Genomic DNA, 20,641 nt, shown 5'->3' on the forward strand with positions numbered 1-20,641 from the left:
CTCCCACCCTTGATCACCACAGGCCGGTGCATAGGTGTCGCCTGCCCCACCGGGTTGGACCGCTCATACCACCTTGATATGGGTAATTCCCACCACCTGCGCTTGTTCCAGGATTTCCTCCGGCGTCGCGTCCGCAGCAGGCAGGATCAAGCCGTTTTCCGCGTCGCCGAAGTGCAATTGCAGCAAATGCACTGCCGCTTCATGCACAGGCAACTCAGGCTGCTTGAGGTCGAATGTGTGAGTGCGCGGCTCATCATTGAACCGGTAGTTCAGGGTATAAGCATGCATGCGGGAATCCTTGTAATGGGAACACCTGATTAACCTGACTCAGCGATCAACTTTTTAGTTCCCACTCGATGCAGGTGCTGCGTTATCCAGGTGCGACTGTACGCCAGCACGCTGTCTGCCATCGCCAGCGGAAAATGAATGAAGCCATGGGCCGACTCCGGCAGCAGATGCGCCTCTGCCCCGCTCCAGCGTTCGGCGATCAGCAGCGTGTCGTCCTTGAGCGGGTCCAACTCGCCCACAAACATCAACGCCGGCGGCAGGCCGGATAAGTCGCCATACAAGGGTGACAGTGGCGGCTGTCGACGTGCTTCGTCGGTGATGCCCGGCGTGAGCAAGCGCAGCGCCGCGACCATTCCCGGCCCATCCAGCAACAGCGTCTGCGGCCCGGCCGCGCGCACGCTTGGCGTGCCGGTCAAGTCGTACACCCCGTAGTACAACACCGCGCCACTGACGCGTTCGAGCAACGCCGGCCATTGCTTCAACGCCAGCAACGTCGCCGCCGCCAAGTGCCCGCCGGCCGACTCGCCGACAAAAAACACCGGCAGGCCGGCAAACTCCATGCAGTCCGCCAACAGCCAGCGCGCAGCGGTCAGGCAGTCTTCCAGCAGGCCCTCGACCGGCGTGTTGACCGCCAGCCGATAGTCCACCGACACCACCGCCACGTCACAGGCGCGCACCATGCCCAGGTTGAGGTCGTCATTCATCTGCGCATTGCCGATCACCCAGCCGCCGCCATGGATATCCAGCACCACGCCTTTTGGCGCACCGTCGGGCCGCATGATGCGCACCGGCACGCCGCCGACCAGCCTGCGCTCCACCACCGGGGCCTTCTTGAAACGCTGGCTGGTTTGCAGCAGCGCCTGGATCACACGCGGGGTGACGCGGTTGCGAATTTTAAAGCGCGGCATCCACGACAGCTTCTGATTGAAGCGACGCATCTGCGCCAGTTCGGCCTCGCTGGCGGGCCAGAGTTGGTAAGCCATCAACGGTTATTCCGCAAAATCGAGAAGTTCAACGCCGCGGCCACACACAGCCAGGCGAGGTAAGGAAACAGGATCAAGCCGGTAATCAGGTCCAGGCGCACCGCCAGCACCACCATCGCCGCCACGGTCAGCCACAGCAGCACAATGATCACCATCCCGGCGAGCAGGCGATGCGCGCCGAAGAACACCGGCGTCCACAGCGTGTTCAACGCAATCTGCGCCGCCCACAGGGCCAGCACTATTTCGCTGCCTGGGATCAGGCTCAAGCGATAACCGGCCCAGGCCAACAGCAGGTAGATGATGGTCCACGCCACCGGGAACAGCCAATTGGGCGGGGTGAAGGTGGGCTTGACCAGGGATTCGTACCAGGCGCCGGGTTTGAAGATCACACCGGTACTGGCGGCGGCGGCGCAGGCGAGCAGGAAGATGAAAAAGGTCATGGTCGGTCCTTGAGGGGCAATGGTGGAAAGCAACGCTGTGTTTTTCAGTGACTCGAACGGGCGCGCATAAATTCCCTATACGCGGCAAAAATGACAGGCAGGCCATCTCTTCTACACGTCATGAAAAATGAGTAAGGTGGCCAAACCACCAAGAATTTGCATAGTTTCGACCACCTCATCAGAGCGCCCCTTCTTGGCTTCCAACCACCGCAGCACGCCCTGGTCAGTGTTTCTGATCTTCCTGCGCCTGGGCCTCACCTCCTTTGGCGGGCCGATTGCGCACCTGGGCTATTTTCGCGAAGAGTTCGTCACCCGCAGGCGTTGGCTCAGCGAGCGCAGCTATGCCGAACTGGTCGGCTTGTGCCAGTTCCTGCCCGGTCCGGCCAGCAGCCAGGTCGGCATCGCCTTGGGCCTGTCACGCGCGGGGTACGCTGGCGCCGGTGCGGCCTGGGCCGGGTTCACCTTGCCGTCGGCCATCGCCCTGATCCTGTTTGCCTCGGGCTTGTCTCGTTACGGCGCCGCCCTTCCCGATGGCGTGCTGCATGGTCTTAAAGTCGTCGCCGTGGCGGTGGTGGCCCAGGCCGTGTGGGGCATGGCGCGCAACCTGTGTCGCGGCTGGGCGCGGATCACACTGATGCTGGGCGCCGCCTGCCTGGTACTGCTGGAACCTTCCGCCTGGGGCCAGGTCGGGGTGATCGCCACAGCGGGCGTGGCCGGCCTGCTGTTGTTCAAGCCCCAGACCCACGCCGAGCCCGACGCGCTGCCCATCACCATCAGCCGCCGCGCCGCAGTGGTATGGCTGGCGTTGTTCCTGCTGTTGCTGGTGGGCTTGCCGATCCTCGCCGATTGCGTAAGCAACCCCACGCTTACCCTGGTGGACGCCTTCTACCGCACCGGCTCACTGGTCTTCGGCGGCGGTCACGTGGTGTTGCCGTTGCTGCAAGCCCAGGTGGTGCCCACGCAATGGGTCAGCAACGATCTGTTTCTCGCCGGCTACGGCGCCACCCAAGCCGTGCCCGGCCCGCTGTTCACCTTCGCAGCTTTTCTCGGCGCCTCGATGAGCCACGCCCCGAGCGGCTGGCTGGGCGGCCTGATCGCCCTGCTGGCGATCTTCGCGCCGTCGTTTCTGCTGATCTTTGGCGCACTGCCTTTCTGGGCCGGCCTGCGCAGAAGCCTGCGCACGCAAGCCGCACTGGCCGGTGTGAATGCGGCGGTGGTCGGCCTGTTACTGGCAGCGCTGTATCAACCGGTGTGGACCAGCGCGATTTTCAGCGTCTACGACCTTGCCTTCGCCTTGCTCGCCCTGGCGGCGTTGATGGTCTGGAAGTTACCACCATGGCTGGTAGTCGCAGCAAGTGCCGCCATCGGATACCTGCTCAGCCTGGCCGGCGGCTGAGATCAAAGGTGGGAGCTGTCGAGCCTCGGCGAGGCTGCGATGGGATCACCTCGGTCGACCGTCAAACCGCAGCCCGCGCATCGCCCAGGCCTCAGTCCGGCTCCACAATCCTGAGCCAGGGCCAGCGCGCCTGATAACTCCTGGCCTTTTCAGCAAACAATTGCGGCTCCGGATGCAGCGGGTTGATCCGCAGTAGCCCCTGCTCCACATCCGCCAACCCATAAGGCGCATACACCTCACCCGTGGCAACGTCCAAAGCGATGCACGTGCCCGCCACCAGATACCGGTCCACCCCCTGCCTGGCCGAGTGCAACTGCGGGTATGGCCGGCCAAAGCGCTGCCCATACCAGAGGTGAACGCGCGCCTGGTTCTTGACCTCCACGTTGACGCCGAGGTCCTGGAACAACGCCTCGGCCCTTCGAATCACCGCATCCTCCGCTTCGTAGGACAGGTTCTCATCGAAGTAAAACACGTCATAGTCCTTCACCCCGGCATCCGCTGGCCGCTGCGCCTGATGATTCCACACCGCCTGGAACAGACAGCCCGCCGTGAGCATGCACTGCGGCACGCCCAACGCCGGCAAGCGCGCGGTGATTTCAACGTTGATGGGGTTGGCCATGGCCAGGTCGAGGAAGGTGTTGACGGTCAATGTCATGGAAAGTCCTGGGTAATCAGTTCCGTGGGCTCGACTCTACAACAGCGCATTGAACGGTGACACCGCTCGCAACGCGACTCCCCGTATGATGCACGCCTGCACCCACGCACAACCGGAGCCCCGATGCCGCTGACCAAACGCGACTGCGCCCGCCTCGAACGGCAACTGATCGCCACCCTCACCGACGCCTGCGAAACCGCCAAAGCCGAAATCCCCGGCTTCGACTGGCTGACCCACACCGTCGACGACAGCGCCTTCCCCCAAAGCCTGCGCGTGACGTGGGTATTCCACACGCGCGCCAACAAGGCACTCGCCCTCAGCGGCGGTGCCGACCAACGCATGCGCGAACTGACCGCCACGGCGCTGCACGAAGCTGGCATCCCACCCTTGCCGATGGAGCGCTGCGTGCACTTTGATTGCGAAGAAGACTGCCGCCTGCAACACGCGGGCGACTGGCGTGCGCGGCTGGCGCGTCGCTAACCTGACCTGATGCCGAAGCCCGCAGGAAAAATCCCAACCCCCTGCAACGCCTTGCTCCCTTGCTTACGCATGGGTCAGAATTCGCCGGCTTGTGTGCTGGGGTGGCCGTTATTAAGGTGGCTCGGTCGCTGAATGTCTCGGCGATCGGGTTTAGTAGCCTGAAGGTTTATCCAAACAAAAGTGCATGAGCTGCATCAATCAGACATTCCTGTCTGTACTTGATGGCGGCTGTGCGCAGGGCACCTTCGGGTGCGCCGGCTTTCGTTTGGATTCCCCGGTCTACTAACCTGCGCACAGCTGCCACCCTTCTGTTTAGTAGCTAAAGGGCGGTAGCCACACTCAGGAATTCAAACATGCTATTCACCGTCGCCTCCAACGCCACCCACGAAACCCTCATCACCAACAGCTACGAAACCTTCACCAGCGTCAGCACCCTGCTGCTCGACCTGTCCGAAGACCTCAACGGCAAACACCGCGACATCGCCCTGGCGATCCATCAACTGAGCGAACTGGGCGTACTGCTCACCGCCCGGCTGCTCGACCGCGAAGTGCCGTGTTCTGGGTGATTTTCAAGCACCCAACTCGAAAGACACTTTACTCGCCGAGTCGCTGTACACACGTACGACGACGCGGCGATTTGCTTTTGGTGGCTGGGTCGCATGACACAAAATGCGGCAGCTTTCGGCCAGAAGCGGCCAGTCATCAAAGCCCCAAAAATGTCCCGAGGCGAGTATCTAGTCACGCCAATCGGGCCGTCATTGTGAGCAAGGCTAGAGGTTTCAGGCACTTGCTAGTTGGAGGTAATCTCAAATAAATTTTTGCACAAATAGGCATCCTCTCTTTGAATGAAATCTTCGGGGCTCTCATTGCAAGAATAAGCTTCGAAAACGTGATTGATAATCTTCTTCGCTTGGTCCGTAGTAAGGACAGGAATGTCTATCAGGTCAAGAAGAGCATCGGCTATCTCGTTTAAACTAATGCAGTACTCTTCAGCGGCAACCCTAAGCAGTGCTCGCATATCGCCATGTTTACTATCTGAATTTACATCATTCTTGAGAAATTCAAGTGGCTGTTCCAAGATTTCAAAAGTGTAAATCTTTTGATACCTGTCGCAGTATTCTATAAGGATCCGCCTAACCTTCACGCCATCAGGTTTTGGAGAGCTAGCCCCTAACAGCGCATTAATTTTCGTATTAGCTATCCAGCTTTTCATCGCGAAATTCACCCTGCTTAGCGCTTATTTAAGGGACGTCGACTGGCGGCTCTTGGCCGACAGACGTCTATCATGACAGGCAGAAACCGCTAGTTAGGAGCCATTTGGCGTAGCGTGTAAGAATTTACCGCCTTTAGCTTCAACTGCCGAGCGAACTGCCGCGGCATCTGATGTCGAGCCGATAAATGCAAGTTGCAACTTAGGGAGCATGCTTGATGTGTGACTTAAGGCTGCAATAGCTGAGCTGGCTGCAAAAGAACTATTGGCTCCTGAGATGGCGACACGAACATCAGCTTTGCTTGCAGGGGCGATTATTTGGTGGATGCTTGAAACAATTGGAGAGTCTAAACCTGCACTTCCGATAAGCGCGGATGCCAAAGCTCCGGAAATGCCGTTATTCGCTGCGGGAACCCAAACTAAATTGAATTTTTGTTGCTCAAATAAAATTGCCGCAGATTGTGCGGCTTGCTGTGGCGATTGGCTCCCAGTTGTAGCGCACCCTACTAATGCAAATAACAAAATTGTGAATGCCGCGAAAAGTTTCATAATTGCTCCTGGATATTTATTAGGCGACGGTTCTGTCGAGAATCACTGAGTGTATGTTGTATAACTTTCCATCGCCATACATAACCTCTTGATCATCATAAAAGGTGATTTTGTAAGCGCGACAGTGATGGGTACATCATTGCTGATGCATTAGCAGACTGCCCACCGTCTGCTTTGGGCCCAGCCCAGACGTCGCGCCAAGCCTTAGCTGTCGCCTTACTCCTGAGTTATGCGACGACTCATTCAGGCCTGATGGCAAAGGCATTTCGATGTCGCGTTAGTGCGGATTCGCTGGGCCGTTGCTTTCCGTCGTAAGAGGCAGGAATCGGCCAGAAGCTGCCGCTCACTTGAGATAAATTTCGAACACCCCAAAGCCTGTTAACATGCGTTTCAACGCGCACATTGACCTATTCGAAGAAAATCTTTAAGCGCCGCCTGATAGAGCTTAAATGGCTGATTGTCCGTATTGAAAAGTGCAAACGGAATCATCGTGAGATGTAAAAACGACGTGGAGTTTATCGTGTAGGTTTTCTGCCTGCAAAAACGCTGATCCTTATTCAATATAAAATCAAACTTGAAAAGGTTTGTCCGCGCACACCAACTGGGGATCAAACCCAGACTCAAGCCCGTCAAGTAATCTTGTCCGCAAGCGCCGCCAGATGAGAACTCCGAGATCTTTATTTCTAATGCCGGCAGGGTCGGGGCCGCAAGGCTGGAGCCCGTATCCTGTGCATCTGGAATAACCTTGAGTGTCGCTGCGTATGCGCCCTTGCCGAAGCGACTGTTTTTCCATGGGGAGTTAATTGCGTAACTGAAGCTGGAGATAATTTCTTGTGTTTCGTGTTCAGCGGGTTCGTTGATTGTCGGCTGGGACGAATAAGATGTGCAGCCGGAACAGAATATCGCAATGCTGACAAACACGAACCCGTGGGCTATTAAGCGACGCATACTCATTTTCTCCTAACTATCAATTAGCCGACATTCCTGTCTCTTAATGCCGTATAGCTTCTTATCTACACGCCGGATTGCTGAATTAGAATAACAGCATAAAACCGTAAAACCGGGGTCAGACCACGGGTCAAATATAACCCCGCTTTTACGATGGTAGCCTAACCCCGTTTTTCCCTACAGCGTCGGTAAGCGGTCCAACGCACAAGTACGTTCTATTTTCGGCTCACCGGCCGTGGGCACGCGTACGCCCGAATCGATATTGAATATTTCAATGTAACAACGGCTCAGCGAGCCCGGGGCATCGACAATCCCTCCCTTGATCACATAGCGTGCGCCCGGCGCAAATTCGCTGACAAACGCTACGCTGCAAGAGCGATTGGCATTGGCCACGCCTCGCATTTCCAAGTGCAGCGGCTTGCCGGCTTCAATGGGAAAAAACCCCTCCGGCGTCGAGACATTTTTATAAACGGAAGCCAGCTGCTTCCCCATTCCGGACTCAGTCGCCACGGTTCTGCCGTATTTGCAGCCGATGGCAGGCGCCTGAACCAGAGTCACGCCGTTTCGATAATTTTCCATAGAGACCAGTTCGCTGCGGATCATCGCCTGGGGCGCCCCCGCAGGTACACGGTACTTCGGCGCTGGGGCGCAGCCTGCAAGCAACAGAACTAAACACAGGTAAAGAGGCTTCATAATTTCCATTATTAATGGCGGAAGAGGCGGCGTTAACAGGCCTGATCAATCACAATGAGTCAAGCAATAAGTGAGAAGAACGAGCGTCTGACCAGACTTGAAATTAAGCTGAATTGCCCATGGTTTATTAGATTGTGCAATGGCCGCATTTGGCCGATTTCTGCCGTTCGCGACGTGCAGCAACCGGCCAGAAGCAGTCATTCGCGACCATGTTCAGACCACTTTGCACGACAACCACGCCCCCCAGAAAAGGCTGCTGAAGAAACGGGTAGCGTCTCCAAACCCGGCTTCATGCAAGAGTTTTTGAACCGCCGCCTCGGAATGTGGAGGATCAGCGCCTTGAAGGATTTTCCCAAGCTTGACCTTCACTTCATCCGCGCTGGCTCCATGCTGCCGCCACCGCTGCCCCCAGGCCGCAAGCAATAAAGGCTGGCTGGCATAAGCGTATTGATTCCCCGCGACAATCAGCGGCGCACCCGGTTTTAGATGAGCCCGAATGGATCGTAAAATTTGTCGCTTGGTTTCATCTCCATTGAGATGATGGAGTACACCGATCAAGGTCGCTGCGTCGTATGACTCGTCTGCTGCCAGGTCTTCAACTTGCCCAAGATGCATGGACGTTCTTTCAAGCAAGTTGTTTGCCTCTAACTGCTGCTTCGCTGCCTCCAGCATTGGCTCGGATGGGTCAACGGCCGTGAAGCGCCAACTCGGTTCTAGCTTGGCCATCGCAATAATTTCCTGCGCCGTACCGCCAGCGCCAACGACCAGTATTTTTGCCGAACTTGTATTGCCCAGGCTTGCCGCCAGCATACACGCAGCCAAGTCTTGGCAGGCGTCATATCCAGCTAGCGCAATTCGGCTCTGTCGTCCGTACTCATTGGCTCGTGAGGTATCAAATTTTTCGGCTAAGTTAAGAGGGGATGATTTCAAGGCGGTTCTCCATGTCCTGAAATCAAGCTAAGCCAGACACAGCAATAATAAAAATTCATTAATTTTATATGGCGCATTCCTGCAAGGAATGCGTGGCTCAAAAAATTGCTGTTTGCTTGAGCTGATTCTGCCCGTTGCTGACAGTCACTTTGGGTCGGTTTTTGCCTGTCGCGAAAGACTGCAACCGACTCGAGGCGGTCGTCCAGATGCTCATCTCTGTTCGGTAGACAACCTCGAATAAAGTAAAAAGTCTCTAGGTGTCCCACGGACCATCCGGTAAGAACGCAGTAGTCCTTCGTGTTGAAAATGACAACGCCGGAGAACATTCTCAGAGCGTGCATTTGTGTGCAGAACCGTTGCTTGCACACGAACAAAGCCGTATGCGGAAAAGGACCATCGCGTAACCGCGTCGCATACTGCGCTAGCAATTCCCTTTCCCCAGTGCGATGGAGCGATGTCATAGGCGATTTCGGAAGTCTGGTTGGCGTTTGAGAGGGTGTGAAAGCCGATCGTGCCGACCAATTGCTGGCTATGATTGTCAACAATGGCCAGACGCCGCACCGAATCCACAGACGTTGAATCGAATGCGTCAAACATGGGTAACAGGTCCTCAATCGAATGCAAGTCCCAACTCGTGTGTTCAAACACCTCTGGCAACGTGAGATATGTATACCAATCATTCGCGTCCGATCTTTCTAGCTGTCGTAGGAAAACTGCAGGATGCTCGGAGCTTGGGGGCACATTAATTCGCATCTCACGTCCTTTTTTCATAAGTGGCAATACGCGACTGTGACCACAGATGCACTATCGCTACATCAACGCCATCCTAGCCCATCCGCACGCAAGACTACTTGGCGATAGCTACGCTACTGGCCGTTTTTTGCCTGTCGTGACCAGCTGAAAATGACTCAAAGCAGTCGGCCGACCTGCGAGCGTGATTGGTATGACGTGCACCAGTGGGCTGCGGAGTCAACATGAAGGTGTTTTTGCTTTTCAGGCATCTGCAGGGGCAACTCGCCGCTGTCGCCAGGGTTGAGGGTATGGGGCAACGGAACCCGCCCTCGGCTAACGCGGCCTTTTATCCAAGTTAAATTTGCTCAACAATGCGGCACCGTCAGTGACACCAAGAATCTGATCGATTGCAGCGATTTTAAAGCTTGCATTGGCGATCTGAAAATCTACGTTGTTGTATGCAACCTCCGCCTCATTGTGAAGCGCGTAAGCCATGTGCGCCGCGACACGGACGCTCATGGAAGCATCTACATCTGTGCCCAGATAATCGGCAAGCAATGTCCTGATCTCAAGCAGTGCGAGCGCGAGTAGCCTGGTCTGGTCAGTTTGCATAAAGTGATCCCGTATTCTAAAAGCGAGAGCGCTGGTGAATTCGTAAGATTACATAAACGCTCGGTCTGGCAAAAGTGACGATTGGGATCAAGCATCTATGTTATTTATCAGTTCGCGCCAGACTTCCCTGGCTTTCTGCTCCGAGGTAAAGACTTATACTTTTGGATGCCAGAACTCCCCCTCAACTACGATGCATTCCAGGGTAGAGTCTTGAAACGTAAAGACATAATGGATGGCATCCTCTAGAAACCGCTGTTTATCGTGTCGCGGATGAATGGCGTTTCTCTGCTCAAGCTCTGCTAGCCAAGGCGAATTATCTATTCGATGAATTTGGTAATGCTTGAGGCCAAGTCTAACAAGCGGGTGTCCCCCCAAAGCCTCGTCGTTTGGTGAGCCGAACTGAATTTTTTTAACCAGGGGAAAATGGATTACAACTATTTGTTCCCCAGCGGTGCAATACCGTAAACATAGCTGCGTGTCGGTGGCAAACACGACGGGTTCGGGCGACGTACTTGGCTGTGGCCAGCGGTCGAGCAGCACTACGGTTGCGAATGACATATCGAAGCCTAGTGAATAAACAGGGGGCAAACAGAGTGTGAGAACGACGCGTTGTCGTCAAATGTTTCTGATCGCTACGGTCTGCTTATGGCCGAGTCCCGCCTGTCCTGACCGGCAGTTGTGCGTCGATTTTGCCACCGTAATGTAAGAGTCCAGTCAAGCCATCTATCGATCCAGCTATCAGCACGAGGATGACTGCTTGCCGCCCATGCCGTAAGGTTCGCTACCAAAATCGCCACAGCCTTACAGTGGTGGTAATACAGCAAGGAGAGCGAACAATGAACACCTTCAAATCATCAGTTCAAAACGTAGCTGCGGCCATAGGCCTCATCGCAGCAGTGACAGTCGGTGGATGCGTGATGATCCCTTACGACACGCCGGAATCAAAAGCCCAAATCCAGCGCGATCTGAAAATTGCACCATCGGATATTCAAGCCGTGTCGGAAACGAACTGGTGCTTGTTCCCATATGGAAGCGAAGGCAGCTGCAGAGCCACTCAAGGCCTGGGGGTGTTGACCAGCAAAGGCCTGATCCTCAGCCTCTACAACAACCACACCTACACTGAAACCGCACGCATCCTCCCAGAACAAGTGCAGTGCGTGAAGACAGTTGGTGGTCGCACTGGAGTCGAACCGTTCGTTGTATTCACCAAAGACCGAGCGATCATGCTCGCCGTCATCACGCCGGGTGGGCAAATGAATGTGCCTGTGAAAGTCAGTTTCTTTGATTATCTGACGAAGCCAGGGCAGCACGTCTTCACTGGGACGGATGGCGGATATGTGCGCAAGTCGGGTCGACAGCAAACCGTAGGCGGAATGGTGTCAGGCACTGCCGTCCCGTGGCATACAACACTCGACGTAACCGAGGTTTTTAACCCTTGCCCGCAGGTTACCGATTAACGAGGAGTGGTGCGTTCCCTCGCAAGCGGTGCGCGCATGCCCAAGCCCGTAGGTGTGAAGGATGAATGCCCGAAGGGCCGAAACGCCCGGGCGGCTCGGCTCGCGACAGCCGCCCTTGAAGATGCGTACCTTGAAACAGTAGGTACAGGGCTTTTAACATCCGCTCAAGCATCTGATGTCCCCAAGTCGACAGCAGCGCTACCCATTGACAATAATTGGTGCGGGAACCAGATCCGACCTTGGGCATTGGGTCGCAAGAACTGGCTCTTTACGGGGTCGCTACGCAGCGGCAAATGAGCAGCGGCGATCATGAGTTTGATCCAGTCTGCACGGCTGAGTAGTCATGATTCATATGCTTACTTGAAGAATGTGCTCACGCGCCTGCCGACGCAGCGGGCGAGTGAAATCGATCAACTGCCGCATAAGTGGCAACCGGTTTAATTAAGCAAGATATGATGCTTCGTTGGATGTCGAAGACTGAACGGAGGCCACGTCCAATTCATCATCGAAATTGGAAGAGAGGGCTGCTGCGGCCGTAATGGACCGCTTTCGGCCAAAAGCAGACATTCGCCCGCATATTTTACGATGCCCTACCGTTCTAATTGGCGTTGCCTCAGAATATCGGTCCACTAGCGGCTGGATGGAACCACCATGCGCATCGTCACAGACTCCCGGCCAAACGAAATCCTCAGGCTTGAGGATCTCCTGGAGGGCTACAACTATACTGTCTGGATAAATACCTACGGGCCTTTTGAGTTGGACCGGACACTTGAAGAGCAACTGGCCCACTCCGTAAGCAAAAACGCCATCGTGAGTAACCAGACTAGCGTGTCTCCAAGCAAAGCACGTCGCGAAGCATTAGAACTACTTTTGCACCCGGGTGATGACGCCTACGGCCCGATAGACCTGGCTGCAAAACGCTCAGAAATCCTAGAGCTGGCCAAGTCCCTGTTTACTTCTGTGAATCTCGACCAAGCCAAAGCCATCACTTCATTCTTGCTTGTTAAGGGCCATCCGGCTAATCCGGTGTACTCGGGTTTTTCCTTCGATATCCAAGCCCATGGAAAGCGATGGATTCTGATGGGCAGCAGCAGTGACTGAGGTGGAGGCCTGGCTTTCAAAGTCCGCTTTGGGTCGTTTTCTGCCTCTAGCGATGGGCAGAAAACGGCCAAAAGTAGTCTATCGAGATCATTAGCTATCGCAACCCAAGGTTGACAGAAAAGTATTCTGGCCTAGCCCTACCGTAAAACTCACAAACCGAGCGCCAACGCTGCAAGCTTCGCCACCTCAAGGGGGGCATCCGGCTCAATGTCGTCCTCGAGCATCCAGGCTGCTGACAACCCCGCCCATGCGAGCACCCACTGCAACAACCTGTGGCGATCAATTTCGGAGGCGTGTGCCACGACCCCTATACGGCGCTCGAAACACCCTGGAGCCAAAGCGCTTTTGCTATCCGGATTGCAGAAAATATTCGCGTAATCGAAGCCGCGCTCACCGTACAGTCCCTTAGGATCGATAGCGAGCCATCCCTTGGCGCCAAAGTCCAAGACATTTCCGTGATGGATGTCGCCATGCAGTACCGTGACTTCGCGAGGTGCGCCTAGAAGTTGGCGGGCGGTTTCTGCACACTGTTCAAAGACTCCTCTGTGCGTTGCCGCTGCGCTCCATAAGGCTTCGAACCGGTTAACCAGGGGGACCAAAGCAGGCAGCGGTTTTGTACTTGGTATGTGGAGGCGGCGGACCACCGCACAGATAATACGAGTAGCCTCGTCGTCCTGGCCGCAGCTCACCATGTGCGCCAGGGAGACCGAGCCGTTCGCACGCTCCATGAGTAAGGCCTCACCGTCATGTGCCAGCACTGGAGCTGCTCCTTCACCGTCCCACCAAGCCATGAGCAGATTGCCTGCCCGCTCTTCCAGCGCTTGCGAAATTTTGAGCATGGCTGGTAGGCCGTGGTGGCGAACGGGCAGTAGATGTCCATTCAGCGAGGCGAAAGCATCACCGTCGATGGTCAGTTCCCATCGTTTCAAGTATTGATCAAACATGAATTCATTAACTTTCGCACTTTTCGGAGCAGCATTATGAATGCTTGAGACGTGAGACTAAACGTCTGGTTTTGGCGGGCTGCTGCCTTCTCCGACCGGCCGCTTTGGATCGATAGTAGCCTGTAATGAAGCGCTGCTATCGACCCATAGCAGCCGTTCAGCACTTACTGAAATCAAGGGGCTATTGCCTGTCGCTGTTATGCAATCTGCTGGTAACCGAATTTGCCGACCGTCGTCAGACTGGCCTAGGCGCACGCCCGTTCACGTCGCGAGCGCACTGCCAGCAAGCGCCGTGGTTCACAAAGTCGTAAACCCCGTACTCCATTTTAATTTACCATTCACAGGCGTTCCGTTCTGGCGCCGCTCAGCCCACGCCTGCACTCCGAATTTCCAATGGAAGGATCCCGCTTCATGTCCAATACTTTGTTCCGCACACTCGCCTTGTCCAGCCTGTTAGTGCTCGCCAGCTGTACCACTGCAACGCCAAGCGTATCGATCCCTGTCACGTCCAAGGCCATCGAAGCCTTCGTAGACATCTGTCTGAAGACCGCCCCCTCATTCGCCGGCTCTGCTGAAGCGGCCAAGCGGTTCGGCATCAACGACCTCCAGGACATGGGCTTCACGCGCATCGGCTTCACCGCAGACAAAAACCTCGCCGTGCAACTTTCCGAAAAGGAATGCGTCGTTACCACTCCGAAGCAACCCGACGACAGTCTGACCCGCCAACTGCTGAGCGCCGCGCAGACTTACTCGCAAACGCCGGTTGCAGATCGTGTGCCATCGAAGGTGCGTATCCAGGACAACAACTTTATTCTTCAGCATGATCGCAACGGCGGTGAAGCATATGTGCTACTGCGGAACAAGTAATTAGCACTTTTACCCCGCGTACGAAAAGGCCCGCAAAGTGGGCTTTTCTTGTGTCGGCCATTTAACATGAGTGCCGATCTATCTACCTGCCGCACGAGGCCGCAATCGACCCAAAACTGGCATCAGACGATGGATGCTCTTGGCCTTCTCGCAAAATTGAGGCAAGCAACAGATGACGGAATCGCTTTGCGTTGTATTCATTCCGACGCTTTCGGTGGCTTTGCAACGCGCCGAAACGAACAAAGGAAAACAGGGGGCTGACCACTATTATTAATCGTGGTCTGACCCCGTTTTTTCTGGGTGATTTTCCAGCGTTTAATTCAAAAGATTGAATACTCGCTGGGCCGTTGTAGGCTACAGACAACGACTCGGCGATTTGCTTTTTTTGATCGGTTTGATGGATTTTCCAGGCCCACCCCACCCTCTAGGTTTTCGCCGCTTGGGGAGCCTGATAGGCTTTCCCCTTTAATATTAAAATCAATAAAGGTGTATGTATGGAAGCTAATAATCAGCCAGCTGATGTCTCAGAAAATAATCAGCAATCGCTGGATGGTGCATATGGACCGTGGGGGATATTGATTGCAATTGTAGTTCTGCTTTTTTTAGCCATTCAGGATGTGCTATTTTTCCAGATTTATTCATTATCTAAAAATGGCAGTGCAATTTTCTTTTCAGCAGTTATGATGAACTGTTTAGGCGGCGTTCTTTTACTATTCCCCTATCTGTCAAATAAAATTGGTTTCAGCGAGGAAAGCTGGCTTGTTAGTTTCTTGGCTTTGCCAGCTGCTGATGCAAAAATTAATTTTCCGGCCATTTCAAATTTCTTGGGAGAACAGGCACTTGGCGGGTTTCTAGGAACCGTTTTGTTTTTATCCACAAAACAAATAGCAAGCAGCCTTGGACCAGTGGCTGCTGGCTTTTTTTGCTTCGCAATAGCTCTACCGTCAATACTTATTGCCACTATCTCATATTTCAGGTTTGTATTGCTGTTCGCTAGATTTAGCTGGAAGTCCTATGGGATTGCTTCCTTTATATCGTTCGCCATTATGTCCGGCTTTTATTGGGCTGGAGTTAAATCAGTATCGTAAGGGAAATCAGGGTCAGACCACATTAAACCATCTTCGCCGAATCGTTGTACATCACGTACAACGGCTCGGCGATTTGCTTTTAATGATGGGATCGAATGACACAAGTGCGGCAGCTTTCGGCCGAATGCGGTCAATCGACAGACCAGAACAACTCCAGCCTTGAAGAGAAAAACAGAAAACAGGGGTCAGACCACTATTATTAATCGTGGTCTGACCCCGTTTTCACGCTGGAAGCAATTCGAAGACCGTCAGCGCGACGTGCAGGGGATCCTCGGCGAACTGGCCAGCCAGAAAGGCCTGGACGACCAACTCAAGGCTCGCATCGAACGTCTGCGTGACGAACACCGTCAGTTGGGCAGCGGTTACCAGAAAGGTCGCGATGCCTATATCGCCGCCGGTGCAGACCCCGCCGCAGGCGACGCCGCCGTCAAAGGTGTAGACCGCGCCACCAGCGATCAGATGAGCGAACTGGTCAGCGAACTGCGCAAGCAGGGCACCGAGCAATCGATGCTGATCAACGCCGCAGCCGAGCGCACGGTGATGGTGGGCACTGTCGTGATGCTCGCTTCGGGGCTGTTGATCGGCCTGTTGAGCCTTTGGTTGATCAACCGCAACCTGGTTGACCCCATCCGCAAGCTGATCGACTACGTGGAGCAACTGAGCCGCGGCAAATTTGCCGAACGCGTGGCCAGCGCCCGGGAAGACGAGTTAGGCAAACTGGCCGTGGCCGCCAACACTTTGCGCGATTTTCTTGCCGAAACCTTCAGCCGCCTGCAGCGCAGCGCCCATGACCTGGACAGCGCCAGTGGCGAGCTGAGCGCCATCGCCGGCCTCATCGCCAGCGGCACCAACGAGCAGTTCAACCGTACCGATCAAGTGGCGACGGCGATGAACGAAATGTCCGCCACCGCCCAGGAAGTGGCACGTCATGCGGCCGATGATGCCGACCAGTCCGCGCAGCAGGGCGAAAAAGTCATGAGCAATACCATTCACACCATCACCCAGATGCGTGGCGAGATCGTCAACACCGCCACCGTTATTCGTCGTCTGGAAACCGACAGCGGTCGCATCAGCAAGGTGCTGGAGGTCATTCGCGGCATCGCCGAACAGACTAACTTGCTGGCACTGAACGCTGCGATCGAAGCGGCCCGTGCAGGTGACGCAGGCCGCGGTTTTGCCGTAGTCGCAGACGAGGTGCGCAGCCTGGCTCAGCGTACGGCGACATCGATCATCGAGATCAATCAGATCATCCAGACCGTGCAAACCGGCGCGGAAGACGCGGCCAAGGCGATTGAAAGCGGCCAGACGCGCAGTGAAGAAAGTGTCGCGCAAGTGAATCAGGCCGGCGCCATGCTGGAGCGCATCACCCATGCGGTAGAAGCCATTCGCGACATGAACCGTCAGATTGCCACCGCCGCCGAAGAGCAAACGTCTGTGGCCGAAGACATCTCGCGCAACCTCACCGAAATCACCTCGATTGCCAGTACCAACCTGGACAATGTGCAACGCACCGAAGCGGCAAGTCACAACCTTCACGGGTTGTCTGGGCAGTTGAATGAAGTGACGGCACGCCTGAGTGCCTAGCTAATAGCTGATAGCAAGGACGCCTCCCCCATGGACCTCCAACAAATCAAACACTACCTGGCCCGCCCCACACTGAAACTCACCGCCGGGGGCTTCCGCCCTCTCGGTAGCGACGAAGAAAGCTGGCTAGGTAATGTCTTCCTGTTCCGTCCCGATGAAGGCGTGCCGGTCAATCAGGCAGGGCAACCGTTGCTGCCCTATGCCCAGCTCTACCTGCCCGCCCTGCCCTTCATCAGCCCGTTACTGACGGGAGTGCGTGTGCTGACGGTATTTATTTCGAACCCGTTTCCCGAACCCTTTGAGCCCATGGGCGACAACTGGGTGATCCGCGAATACGGGCCACAGGATGTGTTGGTGCGCAAAGTGCTGCCGGTGGAGGGTGCGTTTCTCAAAGCCTTCGCGCTGAACGCCCAGGTTGTGCCGGAGGACTTTCCGCTGTGGGATGGTGGCGGTGTGCCGGCTGATGTTGAGCAGGCGATACTCGAGCTGCAACGCGCAGGTGAACTACAGAGCTACTATGACCTGGTCACTCACACCTACGAGCACAAAATCGGCGGCTATCCGTCGTTTTGCCAGTCAGGGGTAGATCCGGGCGAAGGCTTCGAGTTTGTCTTCCAGATTTCGTCGGATGCGAAGATCAATCTGAATGTGGTCGACAACGGAAGCCTGATGTTCTGGAAGCACGTCGAGACTGGGGAATGGGCGTTTTATTATGATTTTTACTGAGACTAGGGGAAGCGCAAGCACCTGTCTGCGAGCCCGCATGAAGGAGAGCCAATGTCTACAAATGCGGCTGCGTTCTTCCAAAAACAGACTTAAACAATTTGTCTGTAAACCATGAGCGCCTTAGCATCCATGCAAATAACGGATCGTTGAAAGGCCCCTCATGCACCTTCATGGACTGAAAGCTCTATTACCGTGGTCACTGCTCGTCATGATGTGTTGCGCCGACGCCGCCACAGTGGCTGCGAGCGACAAAGCGGTAAGCCTCTTCGAAGCACAACAATACCAGGCGACGATTGAGGAAGCGGACCGCGTGCTTCAAACCGACCCGGCCAACCCCGAGGTCTTGAATATCAAGGCGCTGGCAGTCTCCGCGCTGGGCGATGACCGCACCGCGATCCGCCTGGTTACCCAGGCACTGGAGGCGGCTCAACAGAATGGCCAGGTATCCATCGCACAACAGGCGACCTATTGGAACAACCTCGGTTATTTGCACGAACGACAACGCAATCTGGACATTGCCCTTGGCTACTATGAAAAAGCCTTGAAAATGCGCCTCGCGGTCCTGGGCGCAGATGACCTGCTGATTGCCGATACCTATAACAACATCGGTACCGCGCAGAGCAAACTGGGCCGATATGAAGAGGCCTTCGAAAACCTGCGCAAAAATCTCGCGCTGAGAAAGCGAATAGTGGGAGACCACGACGCTTCGGTCGCCGTGTCACTGAACAACCTGGGCAATGCCTATAACCTCCAGGGCAACCACCAGGCCGCGTTGCCGTTTTTTCAGCAGGCACTGGACATCGACATGGCCCTGCACGGCCCCCGGCATCCGACGGTCGCCATCCGCTGGAACAACCTCGGCGACGCCTATCGCGGCCTGGGTCAGTACGACAAAGCTGTAGCCTTCCTGACCAAGGCGCTGAACAGTGACCGCGCAACGTTCGGGGAGAACCACCCCAAAGTAATTTTGCGCTACTTCAACCTTGCACGGGTCTACGAGGCTGAAGGCGCCACCGCCAAGGCGCGCGAGGCCTATACAAAAGCGCTCCAGATACTCAGGCAGGTCGACCCCGAAGACGTTGCGCAAATCCGCTACTTCGAGGAAAAACTGCGAACGCTGGAAGGCTAGTGAAAATCGAGTCGACCCGATTTGAATAATGCCGGTCTGACCCTGATTTTCAGAAATGTGATCGCTTATCTCCGAGCAGGCACGAAGGAAAACCAATGTCCGCCGAAATCGAAAAATACCTGCAAATCAACGCCGAGATCGAACGATCCTACAAACAAGCGCTGCGCAACAAACGCCAGCAAACTCGAGCAGGCAAGGATGCCCGGCTCGACAGAGCCTACTTCAGGTTCGCCCTGGTCGGGCCGTCGATTCTGGCCATACCGCTGACCATTATTGGCAAATGGGCTCAAGCCTATTGGCTGTACAACGTGAGTGCGGGACTGATCGCGGTATCTTACCTGGCGATGTTTTTCTACCCGCTGCTGGGGGTGTTGCTCTACCGCCACTCGCTGAAAAAAGCGATCACTGCGCCCTTCGCCAATTTGCTGGAATTGAACGTCAAAACCCTGATGCAGGTAGAGGCTCGCTATTTACCGGACCTGGCAGCCCTCTCGCGCGAGACGTTGAAGCTGGGTGCGCTGGAACTTAAAAGCGAGCGCGACAGCCTGGAAAAACGCACGCATATGGTGACGGGCGCGCTGGAGAAGGTCGGCATTCTCCCGGGCTTATTGGCGCTCATCGTCGCCCTTTCAAGTCTGGACGATATGCTGGTCAGGGTCGGCATTGCCGAGCGTACGGAGTGGTTATTGGCGATAGCGGCGACCAATACCTTTTTCTTCGTAATGTGCTGCTACGTGCAATTCATGATTGTGCGCTACGAGCGCATGATCGCCCTCACCGAGCTGGCCGTGGACTGCAAGGACCGGCAGACAACGTGAGCGTTGCCTTGAGTGGGGGCCCTGATGGCGGAAAAAACCGGCATCAGGACCGGCGTACCTTCAGCCCTTCAACTCGCCGGCACGATTGCTCGCCGCATCATCGTAGGCCACGTACAACGCCTCGGCGATCTGGCTTTTGATGGCCTTGGTGGATTCCAGGCCCAGCACGAACCCTTCGGCCTTGCCGCCGGCGCGGTTGAGTTCTTCGTGGGTGGCAGCGCCGGTGATGGCGTCAAGGAGTTTGGCCGCGTGCGGGCCTACGCCTTTGGGCAGGGAGATTTGGTCGATGGACATGGCGGTACCTTTAAGAATGAGGTCGGTAGCGCGTGTAACCACTGCCGGGGCGAGCATGGTAAACCGGCTGGCGAAGAAAGGGGCCGCTTTCGGCCCTTCAAATGCGCCAGCGCAGCGTCACGGCTGGCAATCGCTTCGCAGCTGCTCAAGCATTATCCCTGCCGCGGGACTTCCATTTGGAGCATCAACTTCTTTTTCAAGCAGGTACATGTTGATGCCTTCCCTGACCAACTTATCGACAACCCCGGAGTATTGCATGGCATTAGCCATAGGGCTGTTCAGATAAAGCGCATGGTATTTGAACTGATCTCGTATAGTTTCACACCACCCACGCTGCGCCCTTAAGTCGTCAACCTCAAGAACCTCCTCCGCCGAAAAAATCAGATAAGCGACATAGTTTTCGTACTGCTCAAGGTCTTTGCCGGCCTTGAGGCTATAGAGTTTAGGGTCATTGAACGGATAGGAGGCGGCCGAAAACTGCGGATGGGATAACGCCATACTCAAATACTCCCGGTATATCGACTTCGCGGCAGCAACCCTTGACTCATTCAGCTGATTGTAAGCAACACCTGCCGCCGCCACTGCAACCAAAAAAGTTAACAACGATGAAATTGCTGATACGTGGGAATACTTTCCCATGCAGAGTTTGCGCACTATGAAAATACCGAAAACAACAGCAGTTATACAAATTGCAATTACCATGACACGCCTTAATAA

25 protein-coding genes and 2 pseudogenes are annotated in these 20,641 nt (G+C 55.4%); 12 read left to right on the plus strand and 15 right to left on the minus strand.

Annotated elements, in window-relative coordinates:
- Positions 1 to 63: 63 nt before the first annotated feature.
- From CIB54_RS16380 to tspO, 3 genes are read right to left on the minus strand one after another with little or no spacing between them, the layout of a single operon-like run.
- Positions 64 to 288 carry a hypothetical protein gene (locus tag CIB54_RS16380; RefSeq protein ID WP_065952892.1) on the minus strand — a complete coding sequence of 75 codons (225 nt, stop codon included), beginning with the start codon at positions 286 to 288 and terminating at the stop codon, positions 64 to 66.
- 29 nt (positions 289 to 317) lie between these two features.
- Positions 318 to 1,271 carry an alpha/beta hydrolase gene (locus CIB54_RS16385; RefSeq protein ID WP_101220288.1) on the minus strand — a complete coding sequence of 318 codons (954 nt, stop codon included), beginning with the start codon at positions 1,269 to 1,271 and terminating at the stop codon, positions 318 to 320.
- Positions 1,271 to 1,711, minus strand: coding sequence for a tryptophan-rich sensory protein TspO (gene tspO / locus CIB54_RS16390; protein WP_101220289.1), 441 nt, complete (start codon positions 1,709 to 1,711; stop codon positions 1,271 to 1,273). Before tspO ends, CIB54_RS16385 begins: the two co-directional genes overlap by 1 nt.
- A 193-nt stretch (positions 1,712 to 1,904) precedes the next feature.
- Here tspO and chrA point away from each other — a divergent pair, with 193 nt between their 5' ends.
- Complete coding sequence (chrA, locus tag CIB54_RS16395; protein WP_232790556.1) at positions 1,905 to 3,107, plus strand: chromate efflux transporter; 1,203 nt, start codon at positions 1,905 to 1,907, stop codon at positions 3,105 to 3,107.
- Between the two features lie 91 nt (positions 3,108 to 3,198).
- Here the strand turns inward: chrA and CIB54_RS16400 are convergent, their stop codons facing one another.
- The gene (locus CIB54_RS16400; RefSeq protein WP_101220291.1) at positions 3,199 to 3,762 is read right to left on the minus strand and encodes a nucleotidyltransferase family protein; all 564 of its coding nucleotides are present in this window, start codon (positions 3,760 to 3,762) and stop codon (positions 3,199 to 3,201) included.
- Positions 3,763 to 3,885: 123 nt separating this feature from the next.
- Between CIB54_RS16400 and CIB54_RS16405 the strand changes: the two genes are divergently transcribed.
- Both CIB54_RS16405 and CIB54_RS16410 read left to right on the plus strand, forming a co-directional pair.
- The gene (locus tag CIB54_RS16405; protein WP_101220292.1) at positions 3,886 to 4,242 is read left to right on the plus strand and encodes a hypothetical protein; all 357 of its coding nucleotides are present in this window, start codon (positions 3,886 to 3,888) and stop codon (positions 4,240 to 4,242) included.
- A gap of 353 nt (positions 4,243 to 4,595) precedes the next feature.
- Positions 4,596 to 4,808, plus strand: coding sequence for a DUF6124 family protein (locus CIB54_RS16410; RefSeq protein ID WP_101220293.1), 213 nt, complete (start codon positions 4,596 to 4,598; stop codon positions 4,806 to 4,808).
- Between the two features lie 224 nt (positions 4,809 to 5,032).
- Here CIB54_RS16410 and CIB54_RS16415 read toward each other — a convergent pair whose 3' ends face one another.
- From CIB54_RS16415 to CIB54_RS16445, 8 genes are all read right to left on the minus strand, one after another.
- Complete coding sequence (locus CIB54_RS16415; RefSeq protein ID WP_101220294.1) at positions 5,033 to 5,455, minus strand: hypothetical protein; 423 nt, start codon at positions 5,453 to 5,455, stop codon at positions 5,033 to 5,035.
- 93 nt (positions 5,456 to 5,548) lie between these two features.
- Positions 5,549 to 6,001 carry a hypothetical protein gene (locus tag CIB54_RS27295; RefSeq protein ID WP_157829721.1) on the minus strand — a complete coding sequence of 151 codons (453 nt, stop codon included), beginning with the start codon at positions 5,999 to 6,001 and terminating at the stop codon, positions 5,549 to 5,551.
- Positions 6,002 to 6,391: 390 nt separating this feature from the next.
- The gene (locus tag CIB54_RS16420) at positions 6,392 to 6,949 is read right to left on the minus strand and encodes a hypothetical protein (protein ID WP_101220295.1); all 558 of its coding nucleotides are present in this window, start codon (positions 6,947 to 6,949) and stop codon (positions 6,392 to 6,394) included.
- A gap of 177 nt (positions 6,950 to 7,126) precedes the next feature.
- A complete protein-coding gene (locus tag CIB54_RS16425) occupies positions 7,127 to 7,552 on the minus strand; it encodes a hypothetical protein (RefSeq protein WP_232790557.1) in 426 nt (141 codons plus the stop codon).
- Between the two features lie 303 nt (positions 7,553 to 7,855).
- Complete coding sequence (locus tag CIB54_RS16430; RefSeq protein ID WP_101220296.1) at positions 7,856 to 8,572, minus strand: class I SAM-dependent methyltransferase; 717 nt, start codon at positions 8,570 to 8,572, stop codon at positions 7,856 to 7,858.
- A 210-nt stretch (positions 8,573 to 8,782) separates the two neighbouring features.
- Positions 8,783 to 9,343, minus strand: coding sequence for a GNAT family N-acetyltransferase (locus tag CIB54_RS16435; RefSeq protein WP_332871791.1), 561 nt, complete (start codon positions 9,341 to 9,343; stop codon positions 8,783 to 8,785).
- 294 nt (positions 9,344 to 9,637) lie between these two features.
- Positions 9,638 to 9,916, minus strand: a complete 279-nt coding sequence (locus CIB54_RS16440) for a hypothetical protein (protein ID WP_101220298.1) — start codon at positions 9,914 to 9,916, stop codon at positions 9,638 to 9,640.
- A gap of 153 nt (positions 9,917 to 10,069) precedes the next feature.
- Positions 10,070 to 10,474 carry a hypothetical protein gene (locus tag CIB54_RS16445; protein WP_232790558.1) on the minus strand — a complete coding sequence of 135 codons (405 nt, stop codon included), beginning with the start codon at positions 10,472 to 10,474 and terminating at the stop codon, positions 10,070 to 10,072.
- A 278-nt stretch (positions 10,475 to 10,752) separates the two neighbouring features.
- Here CIB54_RS16445 and CIB54_RS16450 point away from each other — a divergent pair, with 278 nt between their 5' ends.
- The 3 genes and pseudogenes from CIB54_RS16450 to CIB54_RS16460 all read left to right on the plus strand — a co-directional run bounded on the left by CIB54_RS16450 (position 10,753) and on the right by CIB54_RS16460 (position 12,474).
- Positions 10,753 to 11,373 (plus strand): hypothetical protein, encoded by a 621-nt coding sequence (locus CIB54_RS16450; RefSeq protein ID WP_101220299.1) that lies wholly within the window; start codon positions 10,753 to 10,755, stop codon positions 11,371 to 11,373.
- Positions 11,374 to 11,568: 195 nt separating this feature from the next.
- A pseudogene (locus CIB54_RS16455) lies at positions 11,569 to 11,814 on the plus strand (transposase domain-containing protein); the annotation flags it as partial.
- A gap of 210 nt (positions 11,815 to 12,024) precedes the next feature.
- On the plus strand, positions 12,025 to 12,474 hold the full coding sequence (locus CIB54_RS16460) for a hypothetical protein (RefSeq protein WP_101220300.1): 450 nt from the start codon (positions 12,025 to 12,027) through the stop codon (positions 12,472 to 12,474).
- Between the two features lie 149 nt (positions 12,475 to 12,623).
- On the opposite strand, the gene CIB54_RS16465 is transcribed toward CIB54_RS16460, so the two are convergent.
- Positions 12,624 to 13,418: an aminoglycoside phosphotransferase family protein gene (locus tag CIB54_RS16465; RefSeq protein WP_101220301.1), complete on the minus strand. Its 795-nt coding sequence runs from the start codon at positions 13,416 to 13,418 to the stop codon at positions 12,624 to 12,626.
- 411 nt (positions 13,419 to 13,829) lie between these two features.
- On the opposite strand from CIB54_RS16465, the gene CIB54_RS16470 reads away from it, so the two are divergent.
- The 6 genes and pseudogenes from CIB54_RS16470 to CIB54_RS16490 all read left to right on the plus strand — a co-directional run bounded on the left by CIB54_RS16470 (position 13,830) and on the right by CIB54_RS16490 (position 19,630).
- Positions 13,830 to 14,285, plus strand: coding sequence for a hypothetical protein (locus tag CIB54_RS16470; protein ID WP_101220302.1), 456 nt, complete (start codon positions 13,830 to 13,832; stop codon positions 14,283 to 14,285).
- A 494-nt stretch (positions 14,286 to 14,779) separates the two neighbouring features.
- Positions 14,780 to 15,373: a hypothetical protein gene (locus CIB54_RS27300; protein WP_157829723.1), complete on the plus strand. Its 594-nt coding sequence runs from the start codon at positions 14,780 to 14,782 to the stop codon at positions 15,371 to 15,373.
- A 228-nt stretch (positions 15,374 to 15,601) separates the two neighbouring features.
- A pseudogene (locus CIB54_RS16475) lies at positions 15,602 to 16,957 on the plus strand (methyl-accepting chemotaxis protein); the annotation flags it as partial.
- A 30-nt stretch (positions 16,958 to 16,987) separates the two neighbouring features.
- Positions 16,988 to 17,683 (plus strand): DUF1963 domain-containing protein, encoded by a 696-nt coding sequence (locus CIB54_RS16480; protein WP_101220303.1) that lies wholly within the window; start codon positions 16,988 to 16,990, stop codon positions 17,681 to 17,683.
- A gap of 310 nt (positions 17,684 to 17,993) precedes the next feature.
- Complete coding sequence (locus tag CIB54_RS16485; RefSeq protein WP_232790559.1) at positions 17,994 to 18,812, plus strand: tetratricopeptide repeat protein; 819 nt, start codon at positions 17,994 to 17,996, stop codon at positions 18,810 to 18,812.
- Between the two features lie 95 nt (positions 18,813 to 18,907).
- Positions 18,908 to 19,630 carry a hypothetical protein gene (locus tag CIB54_RS16490; protein ID WP_101220304.1) on the plus strand — a complete coding sequence of 241 codons (723 nt, stop codon included), beginning with the start codon at positions 18,908 to 18,910 and terminating at the stop codon, positions 19,628 to 19,630.
- A gap of 60 nt (positions 19,631 to 19,690) precedes the next feature.
- Here CIB54_RS16490 and CIB54_RS16495 read toward each other — a convergent pair whose 3' ends face one another.
- Both CIB54_RS16495 and CIB54_RS16500 read right to left on the minus strand, forming a co-directional pair.
- Positions 19,691 to 19,924 carry a hypothetical protein gene (locus tag CIB54_RS16495; protein WP_065952879.1) on the minus strand — a complete coding sequence of 78 codons (234 nt, stop codon included), beginning with the start codon at positions 19,922 to 19,924 and terminating at the stop codon, positions 19,691 to 19,693.
- A 117-nt stretch (positions 19,925 to 20,041) separates the two neighbouring features.
- A complete protein-coding gene (locus tag CIB54_RS16500; protein ID WP_101220305.1) occupies positions 20,042 to 20,626 on the minus strand; it encodes a hypothetical protein in 585 nt (194 codons plus the stop codon).
- Between the last annotated feature and the right edge of the window lie 15 nt (positions 20,627 to 20,641).

Origin of the sequence: Pseudomonas fluorescens (genome assembly GCF_002837185.1) — a bacterium.
Classification (GTDB): domain Bacteria; phylum Pseudomonadota; class Gammaproteobacteria; order Pseudomonadales; family Pseudomonadaceae; genus Aquipseudomonas; species Aquipseudomonas fluorescens_AM.